At 72.4% G+C, this 18,730-nt stretch carries 16 protein-coding genes and 1 tRNA gene; 13 read left to right on the top strand and 4 right to left on the bottom strand.

Going from position 1 to position 18,730, the window contains the following annotated elements; translation table 11 throughout:
- The first annotated feature begins 13 nt into the window (after window positions 1–13).
- A complete protein-coding gene (locus tag AB0I45_RS10920) occupies window positions 14–1,222 on the top strand; it encodes a DUF6350 family protein (protein ID WP_175406910.1) in 1,209 nt (402 codons plus the stop codon).
- 40 nt (window positions 1,223–1,262) lie between these two features.
- On the opposite strand, the gene AB0I45_RS10925 is transcribed toward AB0I45_RS10920, so the two are convergent.
- The gene (locus AB0I45_RS10925; protein WP_137319137.1) at window positions 1,263–1,715 is read right to left on the bottom strand and encodes a hypothetical protein; all 453 of its coding nucleotides are present in this window, start codon (window positions 1,713–1,715) and stop codon (window positions 1,263–1,265) included.
- A gap of 27 nt (window positions 1,716–1,742) precedes the next feature.
- Between AB0I45_RS10925 and purN the strand changes: the two genes are divergently transcribed.
- The 4 genes from purN (at window position 1,743) to AB0I45_RS10945 (ending at window position 4,883) form a co-directional block, all read left to right on the top strand.
- Window positions 1,743–2,432, top strand: a complete 690-nt coding sequence (gene purN / locus AB0I45_RS10930) for a phosphoribosylglycinamide formyltransferase (RefSeq protein WP_137319138.1) — start codon at window positions 1,743–1,745, stop codon at window positions 2,430–2,432.
- 24 nt (window positions 2,433–2,456) lie between these two features.
- Window positions 2,457–4,067, top strand: coding sequence for a bifunctional phosphoribosylaminoimidazolecarboxamide formyltransferase/IMP cyclohydrolase (gene purH, locus AB0I45_RS10935; RefSeq protein ID WP_360318323.1), 1,611 nt, complete (start codon window positions 2,457–2,459; stop codon window positions 4,065–4,067).
- A gap of 175 nt (window positions 4,068–4,242) precedes the next feature.
- The gene (locus AB0I45_RS10940) at window positions 4,243–4,581 is read left to right on the top strand and encodes a hypothetical protein (protein ID WP_247618793.1); all 339 of its coding nucleotides are present in this window, start codon (window positions 4,243–4,245) and stop codon (window positions 4,579–4,581) included.
- A 104-nt stretch (window positions 4,582–4,685) separates the two neighbouring features.
- Window positions 4,686–4,883 carry an antitoxin gene (locus tag AB0I45_RS10945; RefSeq protein ID WP_137319140.1) on the top strand — a complete coding sequence of 66 codons (198 nt, stop codon included), beginning with the start codon at window positions 4,686–4,688 and terminating at the stop codon, window positions 4,881–4,883.
- Window positions 4,884–4,986: 103 nt separating this feature from the next.
- On the opposite strand, the gene pcrA is transcribed toward AB0I45_RS10945, so the two are convergent.
- Both pcrA and AB0I45_RS10955 read right to left on the bottom strand, forming a co-directional pair.
- Window positions 4,987–7,428, bottom strand: coding sequence for a DNA helicase PcrA (pcrA, locus tag AB0I45_RS10950; RefSeq protein WP_265809470.1), 2,442 nt, complete (start codon window positions 7,426–7,428; stop codon window positions 4,987–4,989).
- Window positions 7,429–7,581: 153 nt separating this feature from the next.
- Entirely contained in the window at window positions 7,582–8,007 is a 426-nt protein-coding gene (locus tag AB0I45_RS10955) for a hypothetical protein (protein WP_265809471.1), read from the bottom strand.
- A gap of 58 nt (window positions 8,008–8,065) precedes the next feature.
- Here AB0I45_RS10955 and AB0I45_RS10960 point away from each other — a divergent pair.
- From AB0I45_RS10960 to pth, 5 genes are all read left to right on the top strand, one after another.
- Window positions 8,066–8,137: transfer RNA gene (locus AB0I45_RS10960), tRNA-Gln, on the top strand.
- Window positions 8,138–8,193: 56 nt separating this feature from the next.
- Entirely contained in the window at window positions 8,194–9,651 is a 1,458-nt protein-coding gene (gene glmU, locus AB0I45_RS10965; protein ID WP_137319143.1) for a bifunctional UDP-N-acetylglucosamine diphosphorylase/glucosamine-1-phosphate N-acetyltransferase GlmU, read from the top strand.
- On the top strand, window positions 9,652–10,623 hold the full coding sequence (locus tag AB0I45_RS10970) for a ribose-phosphate diphosphokinase (RefSeq protein WP_137319144.1): 972 nt from the start codon (window positions 9,652–9,654) through the stop codon (window positions 10,621–10,623).
- 319 nt (window positions 10,624–10,942) lie between these two features.
- Complete coding sequence (locus AB0I45_RS10975; protein WP_137319145.1) at window positions 10,943–11,632, top strand: 50S ribosomal protein L25/general stress protein Ctc; 690 nt, start codon at window positions 10,943–10,945, stop codon at window positions 11,630–11,632.
- Window positions 11,633–11,860: 228 nt separating this feature from the next.
- A complete protein-coding gene (pth, locus tag AB0I45_RS10980; RefSeq protein ID WP_247618796.1) occupies window positions 11,861–12,466 on the top strand; it encodes an aminoacyl-tRNA hydrolase in 606 nt (201 codons plus the stop codon).
- A gap of 81 nt (window positions 12,467–12,547) precedes the next feature.
- Here the strand turns inward: pth and AB0I45_RS10985 are convergent, their stop codons facing one another.
- Window positions 12,548–13,240 carry a rhomboid family intramembrane serine protease gene (locus tag AB0I45_RS10985; protein ID WP_137319147.1) on the bottom strand — a complete coding sequence of 231 codons (693 nt, stop codon included), beginning with the start codon at window positions 13,238–13,240 and terminating at the stop codon, window positions 12,548–12,550.
- A gap of 144 nt (window positions 13,241–13,384) precedes the next feature.
- On the opposite strand from AB0I45_RS10985, the gene mfd reads away from it, so the two are divergent.
- Genes mfd through AB0I45_RS11000 form a run of 3 tightly spaced genes read left to right on the top strand, consistent with a single transcriptional unit; the run spans window position 13,385 to window position 18,697 of the window.
- Entirely contained in the window at window positions 13,385–17,011 is a 3,627-nt protein-coding gene (gene mfd, locus AB0I45_RS10990) for a transcription-repair coupling factor (protein WP_295688143.1), read from the top strand.
- A 1-nt stretch (window position 17,012) separates the two neighbouring features.
- Window positions 17,013–17,897 carry a MazG nucleotide pyrophosphohydrolase domain-containing protein gene (locus AB0I45_RS10995; protein WP_295688141.1) on the top strand — a complete coding sequence of 295 codons (885 nt, stop codon included), beginning with the start codon at window positions 17,013–17,015 and terminating at the stop codon, window positions 17,895–17,897.
- The gene (locus AB0I45_RS11000) at window positions 17,894–18,697 is read left to right on the top strand and encodes a tyrosine-protein phosphatase (protein WP_247618799.1); all 804 of its coding nucleotides are present in this window, start codon (window positions 17,894–17,896) and stop codon (window positions 18,695–18,697) included. Before AB0I45_RS10995 ends, AB0I45_RS11000 begins: the two co-directional genes overlap by 4 nt.
- Window positions 18,698–18,730: the final 33 nt, after the last annotated feature.

Consider the following 18,730-nt stretch of genomic DNA (forward strand, 5'->3'; position numbering starts at 1 on the left):
CATCATGGCATGGGTGAAGGGACCAGCGGACTCCGGGCGGGCGCCGGGCATGATCGGGCGGCACCCGGCCGTCATCGGACTGTTCGAGAGCGCCCGTGTGCTCCTCCTGCTCGTCCTCACCGCTCTCCTCCTGGCCGCCGTCGCGTGGTTCATCGGCATCGCCGAGCAGCGGCCGCTCGCCGCGATCGCCGCCTGGGCGGCCACCGGGCTCGGCGTCGTCCACGGTCTGAACGCCGACCTCGAGACGCATCGGCACTCCCTGCCGCCCACCTCGCTCACGCTGCTCGTCTGGCTGCTCGTGCTCCAGGCCGCGCGCCGGACCCGGCGCGCACTGCACGCCAACGAGCGGCTCGCCGCCGCCGGTGCCCCACTGGTGCTCACCCGCCCGCGCCTCATCGCCGGGTCCGTGCTCGCGGGCACCCACCTCCTGCTCGTCCTCGTGCTCGCGTTCGGCTTCGGAGCGATCGGTGCGAGCGTGCTCGGGTTCGCCCGGATCATCGTGCTCGTCGGCAGCGCGGTGCTGCTCGGCTTCGGATGGCGGCCCGACGCCGAGCCGGTGCGCGCCCGGGTGCGCGACCTGGCGGGGCCGCACTGGGCCGAGGCGCTGGCAGCCGGCCATGCGGTGTTCCGGAGGGCGGGGCTCGCCGCGCTCGTCGTGGGCCTGCTCGCCCTCGGCGCCGCGCTCGCGCTGCGCTGGGAGCAGGCGGCCTCCGTGCTCGCGCTCTACTCCGATGCCACCGCCGCGGCGGTCGGCCTCACCGCCGTCCAGCTCCTCTTCGCCCCGACACTCGTGGTGCTCGGCCTCGCCTGGACCTCCGGGGCGGGCGTCGTCCTCGCCTCCGGCGCGCTCGCCTCACCATTCACCGCGGTCGAGGTGCCCGTCGCCGGGTTCCCCGTGCTCGCCGCGGTGCCCCAGGACCCGGCCGGGGCGTTCGTCCTCGTCCCGCTCGCCGTCGTGCTGTGCGGGATCGTCGCGGTCATCGGGCGGCCCGCCTGGCACCTCGTCGATCTGCGAGCGGTCGCGGTGATCGGGATCGAGATGCTGCTCGCGGGACTGTTCGTCGGCCTGTTCGCGTCCGGGGCCGTGGGCCCCGGGGGCCTCGCCGGGTTCGGCCTGCAGCCGGTGCTGTTCGCCCTCGCGGTGGCCGGGGAGATCGCACTGGGAGCGGCGATCGGCTGGGGACTGGTGCGCCTGGCCGGGCGGGGCCGCGCCGCGGACTGAGCGCCGCACGCTGCATCGAGGCCCGCTGCGCTCTGAGCGGTCAGCCGGGGTACGGCTGTCCGGTCGTCTTCTCGAACCAGGTGGAGAGCCCGGAGTTGTACTCCGCCGTGCAGCCGACGGAGGCCTGCTCGGTGATCGCTTCGCGGATGCACGTCTCGTACTGCGCCTGCACCGGCCAGATGGCGATCGTGCCGAGGGTCGCCAGCAGCATGTAGAGGCAGCTGAGGGCGGCGAGGATCCCGAGGACGATCCAGCTGCCCTTCTTCTTCGTCCGGGCGCCGGCGATGAAGTAGCGGACCACCCACACGAGGGCGAGGACGGCGAAGACGCCGGCGGCCATCCGATAGGGGAGGGGGAACGTCGTGGCGAGCAGCGCCCCGCCGAAGAACAGCGCGAGGATCGTGCCTTCGCGGTTGCGCGCGGCGGCCGCGCGGGTCTCCGCGTCCTCGGTCCGGTCGGGCTCGGTGCGGGGTTTCTGGTCGACGGGGCTCACCCGTTCAGTCTGGCATAGAATGGCCGCGTGCGCTGTGTTCTCCTCGCCTCCGGATCCGGCAGCCTGACCCAGGCCGTGCTCGACGCCTTCGTCGTCCCCGATCCCGCCGGCGCGGCCGCACCCGGCCCGGCCTCCGGCCGCAGCGATGGTGCGGCGACCGGGCCCGCGAGCGGCGTGGAGATCGTCGCCGTCGGCTCGGACACCGCCTCCGCCGGAGCACTCGAGAGGGCGGCGCGCGCCGGGATCGACACCTTCGTCGTCGCCCCCCGCGACCACCCGGACCGGGACGCCTGGAACCATGCGCTCGCCGAGGCCGTCGCGGCCCACCGGCCCGACTGGGTGGTATCGGCCGGCTTCATGCGCATCCTCGGCCCGACGTTCGTCACCCGCTTCGCCCAGCGCATCATCAACACCCACCCCGCGCTGCTCCCGGCATTCCCCGGCGCGCACGGGGTGCGCGACGCGCTCGCCCACGGCGTCAAGGTCACCGGCACCACGATCCACCTCGTCGACGACGGGGTGGACACCGGGCCGATCATCGCCCAGTTCCCGGTCGCCGTCCGCGACGACGACACCGAGGACACCCTCCACGAGCGCATCCGCGCCGTCGAGCGCGCACGCATCGTCGAACTGCTCGCCTCCCTGGCCGAGCACCCCCTGGATGTCTCCGGGCGGCGCGTCACCGGCTTCGTGCCGGCGCCCGCCGGCCGGATCTGAACCGCACCCAACGAAGGAGAACCCGTGGAAGCCGTACGGCCCATCCGTCGCGCACTCATCAGCGTGTACGACAAGTCCGGACTCACCGAACTCGCCACCGGCCTCGCCGCCGCCGGCGTGACGATCGTGTCGACCGGCTCCACCGCCGCCCGGATCGCCGAGGCCGGGGTCGACGTCACCCCGGTGGAGGACCTCACCGGCTTCCCCGAGTGCCTCGAGGGCCGCGTGAAGACCCTGCACCCGCGCGTCCACGCCGGCATCCTCGCCGACACCCGCAAGCCCGAGCACCTCGACCAGCTCGCCGAGCTCGGCGTCGAGGCCTTCGACCTCGTCGTCGTCAACCTCTACCCCTTCAGCGAGACCGTCGCCTCGGGCGCGGGCTTCGACGAGTGCGTCGAGCAGATCGACATCGGCGGGCCCTCGATGGTGCGCGCCGCGGCGAAGAACCACCCGAGCGTCGCCGTCGTCACCGACCCGGCCCGCTACGCCGAGGTCGTCGAGGCCGCCGCGGGCGAGGGCTTCGACCTGGCGACCCGGCGCCGGCTGGCGCAGGCCGCCTTCGAGCACACCGCGGCCTACGACGTCGCCGTCGCGACGTGGTTCGGCGAGCAGGACTCCCGCAGCGACGAGATCGCCGGCCGGGCAGGCGGCGCCGCGGCAGGTGACGGAATCGAGACCGGCACGGCTGCGCTGCCGGGGTTCTTCGGGCTCGCCATGGAGAAGACCGCGGATCTGCGCTACGGGGAGAACCCGCACCAGAAGGCCGCGGTCTACGCCTCCCCGGGTGCCGGGGGGATCGCGAACGCCCGGCAGCTCCACGGCAAGGAGATGTCCTACAACAACTACCAGGACACCGACGCCGCGATCCGCGCCGCGAACGACTTCCGGACCCTGGCCGTCGCGATCATCAAGCACGCCAACCCGTGCGGCATCGCCACCGCCGACACCGTCGCCGAGGCGCACCGCCTCGCCCACGAGTGCGATCCGGTGTCCGCGTACGGCGGCGTCATCGCCGTCAACCGGGAGGTCACCGTCGAGCTGGCGGAGTCGATCGCCCCGATCTTCACCGAGGTCGTCGCCGCGCCGTCCTTCGCACCTGCCGCCCTCGAGGTGCTCCAGCGGAAGAAGAATCTGCGTCTGCTCGAGCTCGGTGAGCCCGCCGCCCCGGAGGCCGAGTTCCGGCAGATCTCCGGCGGCCTGCTCGTGCAGGACCGCGACGTGTTCCAGGCCCCCGGCGATTCCCCGGAGAACTGGACGCTGGCAGCCGGTCCCGCCGCCGATGCGCAGGCGCTCGCGGACCTCGAATTCGCCTGGCGCGCGTGCCGGGCGGTGAAGTCGAACGCGATCCTGCTCGCCCGCGGCGGCGCCTCCGTGGGCGTCGGCATGGGCCAGGTCAACCGGGTCGACTCCGCTCACCTCGCGGTGCAGCGCGCCGGAGGAGAGCGGGCCCGCGGTGCGGTCGCCGCTTCCGACGCCTTCTTCCCGTTCGCCGACGGCCTCGAGGTGCTCATCGCCGGCGGGGTCACCGCCGTCGTGCAGCCGGGCGGGTCGATCCGCGACGAGGAGGTCATCGCCACGGCCGAGGCCGCAGGACTCACGATGTACCTCACGGGTACCCGCCATTTCTTCCACTGATCCTCAGTCCGCGGCCTCGGCGCCCCGCACCCGCGCCGAGGCGCGGGCCCGGGCGGCGGATGCCGGGGCTCGGCACGCCGCGCGCAGCGCCCACGTTCCGGTGCACGCCGCCCCCGGGGACACCGGGGCGGCCCGGCACGCGGCGGCGAGTGGCGATCCGGCACGACGGCATGCGGTGCGACGCCCGCCCCTGCGCCGCACCTCGAAGGGCCGCAACCCGATCGCGAAGCGCTGGATCTACTGGCGCCGCCGGTACTCGAACCCGACCCGCCGGGACTGGCTGCTCCTCATCTGCCTGCTGTGGATCCTCGCGTCCGCGGCGCTGAGCCTCGTCGACTTCCGGCTCGGCGGGATCGCGCTGGCGGCCTGTCCGCTCGCGCTCGCGGGCCTGCGCGCGATGCCGTCGCCGTGGGGCGAGATCTGGATCAACCGCTCCCGGGGCGTCGACATGGCCACGATGGTCCTCGTCGCCGTCCTGCTGCTCTCCCTCACCGTCACCGTCCCCAACGTCTGAGCGGTGCCCGGGATCGACTGTTTACAGCCGCCCGCATCCGATGTCAGGATGAATGCGTGGGCGGGGGGACCCCCGCCTGATCCCGACAGCGAAGGAGAATCACCATGGGACTCGGAGACCTGGGAAACAAGGCACAGGACGCTCTCAACACCGAGAAGGGCGAGCAGATCAGCGATCAGGGCATCGACAAGGCGCACGACGCGGCCTCCGGTGTGGGCGGCGGCAAGTTCGACGACCAGATCCAGCAGGGCCGCGACGCCGCCGACCAGCGCGTGGGCGACGACGGCGCCGACGAGAAGTGACGTTCCACCACTGACCCCCACCGCGTGAGCGCCGCCGGCGGCGGATCTGCGGACGTTCAGGGCCGGCACCCGAGAGGTGCCGGCCCTGAGCTGTGTCCGCGCCTCAGCTGATCTTCTCGACCGGGGCGTAGCGCATGAGGAGGCGCTTGGTGCCCTCCGAGCCGAAGTCCACGGTGGCGACGGTCTTGTCCCCGGCCCCGGCGACCTCGACCACGGTGCCGAGTCCGAAGGAGTCGTGGGAGACCTTGTCGCCCGGCTCCACCTGCGGCACCTCGCGGTTGGGGCGGATCCGGTTGGGGAACCCGCCCGGGGACGTCCCGGCGCGCGCCCCGCCGCGGCGACCGCCGCGGGAGCCGGACGCCCCGGACCCGTTCGCCGGGGAGCCCGCGCCGCCGGAGCGGGAACCGGGGGACCAGGCGCCGGAGAAAGCACGGTCGGCTCCGGAGGTGTTCAGCGATCCCGTGCTCTCCCAGTCGACGAGCGAGTCGCCGAGCTCGCTGAGGAAGCGGCTGGGCGGGTTGTACGTCGGCTGGCCCCACATGCTGCGGGTCTCCGCGCGGGACAGGAAGAGCTTCTGCCGGGCCCGGGTGAGGCCGACGTAGGCGAGGCGGCGCTCCTCGGCGAGCTCCGCGCTCGTGTTGAAGGACCGCTGGTGCGGGAACGTGCCGTCCTCGAGCCCGGTGAGGAACACGACGGGGAACTCGAGCCCCTTGGCGGTGTGGAGGGTCATGAGCGTGACCTCGCCGACGTCCTGATCCGGGATCTGGTCCGCGTCGGAGGACAGGGACACCTGCTCGAGGAACTCGTCGAGCGTGCCCTCGGGATTCGTCCGGCCGTAGTCCTCGGCGACCGCGACGAGCTCGGCGAGGTTGTCCACCCGCGACTCGTCCTGCGGGTCGGTGCTGCGGTGGAGCTCGGCGAGGTAGCCCGTCTGCTCGAGCACGGACTCGAGGATGCGCGACACCGGGGCGCCCTCCGCGGTGGTGCGGAGGTCGGCGAGCAGCTCGCGGAACCGGGTGATCGGGCCGAGCGAGCGGCTCGACAGGCCCGGGGCCTCCTCCGCGCGGTCGAGGGCGGCGGCGAAGCTCATCCGCTCGCGCTCGGCGAGCGCTCCGACGAGCGCCTCGGTGCGGTCGCCGATCGAGCGCTTGGGGACGTTGAGGATGCGGCGCAGGTTGACGTCGTCGTCGGGGTTCGCGATGACCCGCAGGTAGGCCAGCGCGTCCTTGATCTCCTTGCGCTCGTAGAAGCGGGTGCCGCCGACCACTTTGTACGGCATGCCGGCACGCATGAGCGCGTCCTCGATCGCGCGGGACTGCGCGTTCGTGCGGTAGAACACCGCGAAGTCGCCGTAGGTCAGGGAGTCGGAGTCCATGAGGGTGTCGATCCGCTCGGTGATGAAGCGGGCCTCGGCCTGCTCGGACTCCGCGACCCAGCCGGTCACCGGCTCCCCGGGGCCGGCGTCGGTCCACAGGCGCTTGTCCTTGCGGTCGTCGTTGTGGGAGATCACCGCGTTCGCCGCGGACAGGATGTTCTGGGTGGAGCGGTAGTTCTGCTCGAGGAGAATGACACGGGCCTGCGGGAAGTCCTCCTCGAACTCGACGATGTTGCGCACCGTCGCGCCGCGGAAGGCGTAGATCGACTGGTCGGCGTCGCCGACGACGGTGAGCTCCGCGGTGGGTGCGGGGAGGTCCGCGCCGGCGAGCTCCCGGATGAGCCGGTACTGCGCCGGGTTCGTGTCCTGGTACTCGTCGACGAGGATGTGCGCGAAGCGCGCTCGGTAGTTCGCCGCGATGTCGGGGAACGCGTCGAGCAGGTGGACGGTCTCCATGATGAGGTCGTCGAAGTCGAAGGCATTGGCCAGGCGCAGGCGCTCGGAGTAGCGGCGGTAGATCTCCGCGAGCGCCTGCTCGGAAGGATTGTTCTCCTGCGCTCGGGAGGCGTAGTCGTCCGCGGTGAGGAGGTCGTTCTTGAGGTTGGAGATCCGGTGCTGCAGGGAGCGCGGGGTGAACTTCTTCGAGTCGAGGCCGGCCTCGCGGACGCACTGCGTGATGAGGCGCAGGGAGTCCTGGGAGTCGTAGATCGTGAAGTTCGACTTCATCCCCAGGGCCTTGGCCTCACGGCGCAGGATCCGCACGCACGCGGAGTGGAAGGTCGAGATCCACATCCCGCGGGCGGCCGGCCCGACGAGCTCGGTGATCCGCTCGACCATCTCCTTGGCGGCCTTGTTCGTGAAGGTGATCGCGAGGATCTGGCCGGGGTGGGCGCGCCCGGTGCGCAGCGCGTAGGCGATCCGGCGGGTGAGCACGGCGGTCTTGCCCGAGCCGGCGCCGGCGACGATGAGGAGGGGGGAGCCGGTGTGCTCGACGGCGGCGAGCTGCTGCGGATTGAGGCCCTCGACGAGAGCGGCCGCGGTGGCCGGAGCGGCAGGGCCGGGGGCGGCGGGCTCCTGGGCCGAGGGGCCCGCGGGGGCACCGGCGGATGCGGCGGTGCTGGACGGCTCGGACGCGGGCGGAGCGTTGAGGAACTCGAACGGTGAAGTCATGGTGACACGCAATCTACCTGGCGGTGCGGACACGGGCGAGGTCGGCCGCCGCGGGCCGGCGGACGCGAAGCGACCGGGGACCGCGGCTGCGGTCCCCGGTCGTGGGCCGGGACGGACGGGCGATCGGGCAGGACCCGTCCACCGGGCGAGGGATCAGACGAAGACGGCGACGGCGACGGCGATCACCGCGGCGCCGAAGGTCAGGTGCGCCATCGCGGCCGAGGGGTGCACGACCGGGGCCGGCGGTGCGGTGTCGCCGGCGTAGCCGTCGGTGCGGGCCGGGGCGCCGGCACCGGCGTGGGCACGGGCCGCCTTCTCCTTGCGGGCGCCGATGAACGCGAAGACGGCGACGAGGATCGCGAGGACGAGCTTGATGCCGATCTTCATGTGGTTGATCTCCACGCCGTCGGTGAATTCGAGGACGGTGACGAGGAGCAGCCCGGTGACGAGCTGGAGGTAGGCGCCGTGGAGCATTCCGGACACGACTCGCGGCGCGCGCAGATTGGCGAAGTACGAGCCGATGATGATCGCCATGCCGAGCAGGTGGATGAAGACGAGAAGATCGCGAAGAATTTCCATAGGATCAACCTTAGTGGCAATAATGGTGGCTCCCGGCACGGGGTCGTCGCTGTGCCGATCCGCCTTGGTGTAATGGCAGCACGCCGGCCTTTGGAGCCGTGCAGTCTAGGTTCGAGTCCTAGAGGCGGAGCGACGTCCGGCAGGCCGGTCGCCACCGTAATTCTCTGTGCAGAGGAGCCCTCTTCCATGACTCAGCACCGCCCCGCAGCGGTCATCGTCCTCGCCGCCGGCGAGGGCACCCGGATGAAGTCCGCGACGCCCAAGGTCATCCACCCGATCGGGGGGCGGTCCCTCCTCCACCACGCCATCAACGCCGCCGCCGGCACCGCCCCGGAGCACCTCGTCGTCGTGCTCCGCCACGCCCGCGACCAGGTGGCCGAGCACGTGGCCGGGATCGCCGAGGTCATCGACCGCACCGTGCTCGTCGCCGACCAGGACGACATCCCGGGCACCGGCCGGGCTACCGAGTGCGCGCTGACCCAGCTGCCCGACGACCTCACCGGCACCGTCGTCGTGACCTACGGCGATGTCCCGCTGCTCACCGCGCACACGCTGAGCACGCTCGTCGAGCACCACGAGGAGCACCGCGGCGCCGTCACCGTGCTCTCCGCGCAGGTCGCCCGCCCCCGCGGCTACGGGCGGATCGTGCGCGACGCCGCCGGCGACCTCGAGCGGATCGTCGAGGAGAAGGACGCCGACGAGCAGCAGAAGCGCATCACCGAGATCAACTCCGGCATCTACGCCTTCGACGCCGCCGTGCTGCGTGAGTCGCTCGCGCAGGTCGGGACCGACAATGCGCAGGGCGAGAAGTACCTCACCGACGTCATCCAGATCGCCCGCGGCTCCGGCGCCCGGGTCGCCGCGCTCACCACCGAGGACGTGTGGCAGGTCGAGGGCGCGAACGACCGCGTGCAGCTCGCCCAGCTCGGCCGCGAGCTCAACCGGCGCATCGTCGAGGACTGGATGCGCGCCGGGGTCACCGTCATCGACCCCGACACCACGTGGATCGACTCCGACGTCACGCTCGCCTCCGATGTCACCCTGCTGCCCGGGGTGCAGCTCCACGGCGCCACCGACATCGCCTCGCACGCGGTGATCGGCCCGGACACCACGCTCACCGACACCGAGGTCGGAGCCGGCGCGCAGATCGTGCGCACCCACGGCCAGCTCGCGGTGGTCGGGGCCGGTGCGACCGTCGGCCCGTTCGCCTACCTGCGCCCGGGCACCCTGCTCGGTGCCGAGGGCAAGATCGGCACCTTCGTGGAGACGAAGAACGCGCGGATCGGCACCGGCTCGAAGGTCCCGCACCTGAGCTACGTCGGCGATGCGACGATCGGGGAGTACTCGAACATCGGCGCCTCCTCGGTGTTCGTCAACTACGACGGGGTGGCCAAGCACCACACCACGGTGGGGTCGTACGTGCGGACCGGCTCCGACACGATGTTCGTCGCCCCGGTGACGGTGGGGGACGGCGCCTACTCCGGGGCCGGCACGGTGATCCGGAAGGATGTTCCCCCGGGTGCACTCGCCATGACCGTCGCGCCACAGCGTAATGTTGAGAACTGGGTCGTCGAACAGCGACCGGGCACGCCTGCGGCGCAGGCGGCCGAAGCAGCCGCACAGGCGAAGAAGGAGTCCGACTAAGTGAACTCGATCACCACCGCGGGGGAGAAGAAGCTCGTCCTTGTCACCGGCCGCGCCAACATGGAGCTCGCCGAGCAGGTCGCCGAATGCCTCGGCACCGAGCTGCTGCCCACCGACGTCTACAACTTCGCCAACGGCGAGATCTACGTCCGGTTCTCCGAGTCCGTGCGCGGCACCGACGTGTTCGTCATGCAGTCGCACTGCTCGCCGATCAACGACTGGCTCATGGAGCAGCTGCTCATGGTCGACGCGCTCAAGCGCGCCTCGGCCAAGCGGATCACCGTCATCGCCCCGTTCTTCCCCTACGCCCGGCAGGACAAGAAGCACCGCGGCCGCGAGCCGATCTCCGCCCGTCTCGTCGCGGACCTCTACAAGACCGCCGGCGCGGACCGCATCATCACCGTCGACCTCCACACCGCGCAGATCCAGGGGTTCTTCGACGGGCCGGTCGACCACCTCGTGGCGCTGCCGATCCTCGCCGACTACGTCAAGGCCAACCACCCCGGCGACCTCGCCGTGGTGTCCCCGGACGCCGGCCGGATCAAGGTCGCGGAGAACTGGTCGGCGAGCCTCGGCGGCGTGCCGCTGGCCTTCATCCACAAGACGCGCGACATCTCCCGGCCCAATTCGACCAAGGCGAACCGCGTGGTCGGCGAGGTCGAGGGCCGCACCGCAGTGCTCGTCGACGACATGATCGACACCGGCGGCACGATCGTCCAGGCCGCCGACGCCTGCATGGAGGCCGGGGCCACCGGCGTCGTCATCGTGTCGACCCACGCGGTGTTCTCCGGCCCGGCCGTCGAGCGCCTGCGGGACTCGGTGGCCAAGGAGGTCATCGTCACCAACACGCTGCCGCTGTCCGAGGACATGAAGTTCGACAAGCTCACCGTGCTCTCCATCGCCCCGCTGCTCGCGCGCGCCGTCCACGAGGTGTTCGAGGACGGCTCGGTCACCAGCCTGTTCAACATCTGAAGCCCGTCCACCGTCCGAACCGGGCCTGCCCGGCCCGGACCTCCCCGCGGGGAGCCGCACCCGAGGCGCCCACCGGCCACCGAGCCGGCGGGTGCCTCGGCGTCGGTGGGACGGCACGGGAGTGCGGTCCGGAGGGCGCCGGCGGGCGACGAGTGGCGGCGGCGGCCCGGGAGGGACTACACTGGACGGGTTGCCTCGGCGAGGGAGGCCGGTTCCCCGGCACTCCGTTATCGACGCGGTCTTCACGTGACGGCTCGCTGAGTCGGCACCACGAGGATTGTTCGCCGTGGTGCCCACACCACTCACGAAGGAGCTTCACATGGCAGTCGACGCCAAACTCATCGCCGAGCGCCGGACCGAATTCGGCAAGGGCGCAGCCCGCCGCATCCGCCGCACCGACCGGATCCCCGCGGTCCTCTACGGCCACGGCCAGGACCCCATCCACCTCACGCTCGAGGGCCACGCCACGATGATGGCGCTCAAGACCTCGAACGCGCTGCTCGAGATCGAGAACCCCGACGCGACGAAGAACGAGCTCGCGATCGCCCGCGAGGTCCAGGTCAACCCGGTGACCCGCCACATCGAGCACGTCGATCTCATCATCGTCAAGCGCGGCGAGAAGATCGAGGTCGACATCCCGATCCACGTCGACGGCGAGGCCGCGCCCGGCACCATCGTGTCGGTCGACAACCAGACCCTCCTGGTGTCCGCCGAGGCCACCCACATCCCCGAGTACTTCGAGGTCTCCGTCGAGGGCCGCGAGGTGGGCGACCACCTCTACGCCGCCGACGTCACCCTGCCCAAGGGTGTCGAGCTCATCGCCGACCCGGAGATGCTCATCGTCAACATCTCCGCCGAGCTCTCCGAGGAGCAGCTCGAGGCCGAGCTCGAGTCCGAGGCCGTGGACGAGGAGGTCGCAGCCGCGACCGGCGCCGAGTCCGACGAGGACGCCGAGGCCGGCACCGAGGACGCCGAGGGCGATTCCGACGAGGAGAAGTCCGAGGACTGATCCCCGCGCGTGTGCGGACGGCCCGGGTCGTCCGCACGCACCGCGCCCGAGTGTGGGGCGTTCAGGGGAGAGTGGTGGCCACGACGGTCGCACTCTCCACCGGACGCCCCACAGTCATGTCCGGCCGCGGTGCGGACGGGGAGCCGGCCGGCCGAGGTGCGGGCCGGTACAGTGGGGGCGGCGATCCACGCGCACGGAGCGCGTGCGAGCAACGACGGAGGGAGAGCGGTGGCCGGCGACACGTGGCTCATCATCGGGCTGGGGAACCCGGGGCGGCAGTACGCCCGGACCCGGCACAACATCGGCCACATGGCCGCCGATGCGCTCGCCGCGCGGATGGGCGCGAGCTTCACGAGCACCCGCGCCAAGGCGGTCGCCGCGACCGGTCGGCTCGGGATGCGCGGGGGAGTGCCCGGACCGCGCGCCGTCGTGATGAAGTCGCTGACCTACATGAACGTGTCCGGGCCGCCGGTGGCGCAGCTCGCGCAGTTCCATTCGATCGACCCGGAGCGGATCATCGCGATCCACGACGACGTCGACCTCCCGTTCGACTCGATCAAGCTCAAGCGCGGCGGCGGCGAGGGCGGCCACAACGGCCTGCGCTCGATGACGCAGTCGCTCGGCACCAAGGACTACCTGCGGGTGCGCGCCGGGGTGGGACGCCCGCCCGGCCGGATGGACACCGCCGACTACGTGCTCAAGCCCTTCATCGCCGCGGAGCTCACGACCCTGCCGATCCTCGTCGACGACCTCGCCGACGCCGTCGAGCTCCTCACCGCCGAGGGCCTCGAGGCCGCCCAGCAGCGCTTCCACGGCCGCAGCACTGCTGTCTGATCCGTCGAGCCGACCCGGCAGGGTGACCCGGCCGGCCCGCCGCGTGGGATGCGGGACGGAGCGCGGTGCTCTCCCGGACCGTCATTCGAGGCCGAGCTCGCGCAGACCGTAGGGGTCGTCGCGCCGTGCCTGCTGCGCCCGGCTCCGGGCGAGCCTGCGGTTGTCCCCGCGGCCCAGCCACACCGCGGCGAGTCCGCCGCCGACCGCCCCGAACAGGTGCGCCTGCCAGGAGATGCCGGGATAGAGCGGCAGCACCCCGGTGAGCATCGACGCCCCGAACACCATGACCACGACGACGGCGACGACGGCGTACCCGATCCGGTGCGCCATCGACCGCACGACGAAGGCGCGGACGAGCAGGTATCCGAAGTACCCGAACACGAGCACCGAGGCGCCCACCGTCACCGTGCCGGGCAAGTTGACGAGCCAGGTGCCGACCCCGCCGACGAGCGCGATGAGCGCGGTGACGAGCCAGAAGCGGCGCGCTCCCTCGGCCGCGACGAGCAGCCCGAGGACGAGGAGCGGGACCGAGTTCGCGATGAGGTGGCCCCAGCCGGAGTGGAGGAGCGGCGCGAGGACGAGGCCGAAGGCGCTCGTCACGTCCCAGGAGCGGATGCCGTAGGTGTTGAAGGTGCCCGGCAGCACGAAATCGGCCGCGCGGATCACCCACATGAGGGCGAGGAGCGCGAGCGGGTGGACGAAGCGGGTCAGCGTCCGGCCGAGCTCGGCGGTCGGAGCGGAGGCGGGCGGGGACGAGGGCTGGAGCGGGCTCATGCGCCCAGTGTCCCAGAACCGCCTGAGCGTCGGATCGACAGGCACCCGGCCCTCCTGCGAGGGCCGGCGCGGAGCACACTCCGGACGACCGCCGCGGCCCCGCCCCGCGTGTGGCGCGCGCGTGCCGCGAGTAGACTGGAGCGCGTGCCTCTGACCGGAATCACCACCACCCTGCGCGCCCACCCGACCTTCGCCGACGCCGTCTCCGCGCTCGCCGACCCGAGCCACCGGGCCGGTACCATCAACGCCGTCAAGGGCCTGTGGCCGGCGCTCGTCGCCGACGCCGCGGCCGCCGGCACCGTGCTCGTCGTCACCGCCACCGGCCGCGAGGCCGAAGAGCTCGCGACCGCGCTCGCCGACCACCTGGCGCCCGACCGGGTGGCCGTGTTCCCGAGCTGGGAGACCCTGCCCCACGAGAAGCTCTCGCCGCGCTCCGACACCGTCGGCCGCCGCCTGTCCGTGCTGCGGCGGCTCGCCCACCCGCGCCCCGACGCGCCGCTGTCCGTGGTCATCGCTCCGGTCCGTGCGCTGCTCCAGCCGCTCGTCAAGGGACTCGGGGCGCTCACACCCGTCGAGCTCGCGACCGGTGACACCGTCGAGCTCTCCGCGCTCGCCGCGCAGCTGTCCGACCTCGCGTACTCGCGCGTGGACATGGTGTCCCGCCGCGGGGAGTACGCGGTGCGCGGCGGCATCCTCGACATCTTCCCGCCGACGGAGGACCACGCGCTGCGCCTCGAGTTCTTCGGCGACGAGATCGACGAGATCCGCCCCTTCGCCGTCGCCGACCAGCGCTCCCTGCCCGTCGCCGAGGGTGCCGAGTTCCGGCTCTGGGCCCCGCCCTGCCGCGAGGTGCTCCTGACCTCGGCGGTCCGCGAGCGGGCCCGCACGCTCATCCCGATCCTGCCCGCGGCCCGCGAGATGCTCGAGAAGATCGCCGACGGCATCGCGGTCGAGGGCATGGAGTCGCTCGCCCCCGTGCTCGCCGACGGCATGGAGCCGCTCATCGCCTGCCTGCCGGAGCACACCCGGATCGTCGTCACCTCCCCGGAGAAGGTCACCGCACGCGCCGAGGACCTCGTCGCCACGACGGCGGAGTTCCTCGCCGCCGCCTGGACCGGCGCCTCGGGCGGGGGCGAGGCACCGATCGACCTGTCCGCGGCGAGCTTCCGCACGCTCGCACAGACCCGCGAGGCCGCCGCCGCGATCGGCCTGCCGTGGTGGGAGGTCGGCGGGTTCGCCGTCGACTCCGAGCTCGTCGGCGACTCCGAGGTCGTCATCGACATCGACGCCCGCGCCCCGCGCGGCTACTCCGGCGAGGTCGAGGCGATCCTCGCCGACGTCCGCGCCCTCACCCACGCGTCCTGGCAGGTCTACGTCCTCACCGAGGGCAAGGGGCCCGGGACCCGGCTCGTCGAGGTGTTCACCGAGGCCGAGGTGCCCGCCGCCTTCGCCGACGACCTCGCCGCCCCCGGCACCCCGGGCACGGTGACGGTGACGACTGCCGCGGCGTACGGCGGCTACGTCATCGAGTCGGAGAAGCTCGCCGTGCTCACCGAGGCCGACGTGCTCGGCCGGGCGGCGGCCGCCTCGACGAAGGACATGCGCCGCCTGCCGGCCCGCCGCCGGCGCAACCAGGTCGACCCGCTCGACCTCAGCCCCGGGGACTTCGTCGTCCACGAGCAGCACGGCGTCGGCCGCTTCGTCGAGCTCGTGCAGCGCACCTCGGGCCGCGGGGAGGCCGCCCGCACCCGCGAGTACCTCGTCATCGAGTACGCGCCGTCCAAGCGCGGCCAGCCCGGGGACCGCCTCTACGTGCCCTCGGACTCCCTCGACCAGGTCACCCGCTACGTCGGCGGGGAGAGCCCGAGCGTCAACAAGATGGGCGGCTCGGACTGGTCGAAGACGAAGGCCCGCGCCCGCAAGGCGGTCAAGGAGATCGCCGGCGAGCTCATCCGCCTCTACTCCGCCCGCCGCGCCACCCGCGGCTTCGCGTTCTCCGGGGACTCTCCCTGGCAGCAGGAGCTCGAGGACGCCTTCCACTACGTCGAGACCCCCGACCAGCTCACGACGATCGACGAGGTCAAGGCCGACATGGAGAAGGAGATCCCGATGGATCGCCTGATCTGCGGCGACGTGGGTTACGGCAAGACCGAGGTCGCGGTGCGCGCGGCGTTCAAGGCGATCCAGGACGGCAAGCAGGTCGCCGTCCTCGTGCCGACCACGCTGCTCGTCCAGCAGCACCTCGGGACCTTCGCCGAGCGCTACTCCGGCTTCCCCGTGAGCGTCGGGGCGCTGTCGCGCTTCCAGACCTCGGCGGAGAGCCAGAAGGTCAAGGACGACCTCGCCGCCGGCACCCTCGACGTCGTCATCGGCACCCACCGGCTGCTCTCCGGCGAGGTCCGGTTCAAGGACCTCGGCCTCGTCATCATCGACGAGGAGCAGCGGTTCGGCGTCGAGCACAAGGAGACCCTCAAGGCGCTGCGGACGAACGTCGACGTGCTCGCGATGAGCGCCACCCCGATCCCGCGCACCCTCGAGATGGCCGTCACCGGGATCCGCGAGATGTCGACGCTGGCGACCCCGCCGGAGGAGCGCCACCCCGTCCTCACCTATGTGGGCCGCTACGAGGACCGGCAGGTCACCGCCGCGATCCGGCGCGAGCTGCTGCGCGAGGGCCAGGTGTTCTACATCCACAACCGGGTGCAGGACATCGAGCGGGTCGCCGGCCACCTCGCCGAGCTCGTGCCCGAGGCGCGGATCGCCGTGGCCCACGGCAAGATGAGCGAGGCGCGCCTCGAGCAGGTCATCGTCGACTTCTGGGAGAAGCGCTTCGACGTGCTCGTGTGCACGACGATCGTCGAGACCGGGATCGACATCGCGAACGCGAACACCCTCATCGTCGACCGCGCCGAGCGGATGGGGCTGTCCCAGCTCCACCAGCTGCGCGGCCGGGTGGGCCGCGGCCGCGAGCGCGCCTACGCCTACTTCCTCTACCCGCCCGACCACATGCTCACCGAGACCGCGCACGACCGGCTGCAGACGCTCGCCTCGCACACCGAGCTCGGCGCGGGCATGCAGGTGGCGATGAAGGACCTTGAGATCCGCGGTGCGGGCAACCTGCTCGGCGGCCAGCAGTCCGGGCACATCGAGGGTGTGGGCTTCGACCTCTACGTCCGGCTCGTCGGCGAGGCGGTCGCGAACTTCCGCGGCGACGGGCCCGTCGAGGAGCCGGAGATGCGCGTCGAGCTGCCGATCGACGCCCACCTGCCCACCGACTACGTCTCCCACGAGCGGCTCCGGCTCGAGGCCTATCGCAAGCTCGCCGCCGCGGCGAAGGAGGAGGAGATCGCCGAGGTGCTCGCCGAGCTCACCGACCGCTACGGTCCCTACCCGGCCTCCGTCGAGGTGCTCGCCGACATCGCGCGGCTGCGGATCCGCGCGCGGGCGTCCGGGGTCGCCGAGATCGTGGCGCAGGGGAACTTCATCCGCTTCGCCCCCGTCGAGCTCGCCGACTCCCAGCTCGTCCGCCTCAAGCGCCTCCACCCGAAGTCGCTCGTCAAGCCTGCGATCCGCTCGATCCTCGTGCCCAAGCCGCAGGCCGGCACCGGGTTCGACAAGCGGGACATGACCGACACCGAGCTCATCGGCTGGGTCACCGGCTTCCTCGACCAGATCCTCCCCGCCCCGGACCCGGCGCCCGCCCCGGATGCGGCCGAGGTGCCCGCCGGGACCGCCGAGGCGTCTGCCGGGACCTCCGCCGGGTCGGCCTGACATGGAGTGGGAGCGGCCGGACACGAGCACCCTCGCACCCGCCGAGGTCACGGCCTACATCCGCGCCCGCTGCCCGTGGGCGGCCGCCCACACGCACACGAGCCTGCAGAAGTACCTGCTCGAGGAGACCCACGAGCTCATCGCCGCGCTCGACGCGCACGCGGCCGCCGGGACCCCGGTGACCCGGGCCGAGGTCGTCGCGGAGCTCGGCGACGTCCTCTACCAGGTGCTGTTCCACGCTGCCCTGCTCGATGCCGCCGACGGTGACGATGACGGCGGTGAGGCGAACGGTGACGATGGCGTCGGTGACAGCAACGGCGCTGCGGGTGACCTTCTCCCGGCGACCGCGCTCCGCGGGGAGCCGGCCGCACCCCGTGCGATCGACGAGGTCGTCGCCGGGCTGACCGCCAAGCTCATCCGCCGCCATCCCCACGTCTTCGACTCCGACGGCCCCGTCGATCTCCGGGAGGTCGAGCGCCGCTACGAGGCGGTCAAGGCCGCCGAGCGCGCCGCGGCCGGCGCAGCGGGGGAGCAGCCTGCGCACCCTACCCCGGGTCCCGGGGCAGTGCCCCCGGCAGGGGCGGCGACGAGCGATCGGGCGGAGCAGGCGCGCGCCTCGTTCGCCTCGGTCCCGGTGACCCTGCCCGCGCTGACCCGCGCCCAATCCGTGCTCGGCCGCATCGACCGCCTCGAGCTGCCCGTGCCGGACGCTCCGGGCGCTCAGGTCGAGGCCGCCGCGATCGGTGCCGAGCTGTTCGACCTCGCCGTGCGCGCCCAGGCCGCCGGCATCGATGCCGAGGCCGCGCTGCGTGGGGTAACCTCCGAGGTGGAAGCGGCGGCGATCCGCGCTGCCGCCCGGGAGCCCCGGGGAGGAGAGCGCCCATGACGCACACCACCGAACCCGCGCTGTCGACGGCGCAGGCCTCCGCACGCATCCCCGTGCCGGGCACCTTCAACTTCCGCGATCTCGGCGGCCACCTCACCCCCGACGGCCCCGTGGCCACGGGCCGTCTGTTCCGCTCCGACGGGCTGGCCCACCTCACCCCCGACTCCCACCGGATGATCGACGCGCTCGGCATCCGCTCCGTCATCGACCTGCGCGAGACCAAGGAGTCCGCCTCCGCCCCGGACGCCCTCGGTGCACCGGTGCGCCCGGCGGGCCCTGCGCTCGACCACATCCGGCTCCCGCTGTTCGGCGACCGCTACTACCCGCTCGAGGCCGACCACCCCGAGCGGCTGCAGCTGCCCGACCACTCCCTGCCGACGATCTACGCGGCCGTGGTCGAGAACTGCGGGGAGCGCATCGCCGACACGATCCGGCTGCTCGCCGACGCCTCGGCTCCGGTCCTCTTCCACTGCTCGGCCGGCAAGGACCGGACCGGGATCGTCTCCGCCTTCGTCCTCACCCTGCTCGGGGTGGACCGGGCGGACGTGCTCGACGACTACCAGGCCACCGAGCGCTACCTCGGCGCGGAGTTCCTCGAAGCGATCAGCCGCAACTTCGCGCAGGCCGGGATCGTCGCGAACCTCTCCCACACCGCCACCCAGGCGCCGCGGGAGTACATGGCGGACCTGCTCGCGCGCGTCGACGCCGAGCACGGCTCCGTCGAGTCCTATCTCACCGGCCACGGGCTCGCACCGGCGGAGATCCACCGGCTGCGCGAGGTCTGTCTGACCCACGGGTGAGCCGCGGTCTCCGGCCTGCACTAGGGTGGGCCG

Origin of the sequence: Brevibacterium sp. NPDC049920 (assembly GCF_040656435.1) — a bacterium.
Lineage (GTDB): Bacteria > Actinomycetota > Actinomycetes > Actinomycetales > Brevibacteriaceae > Brevibacterium > Brevibacterium pityocampae.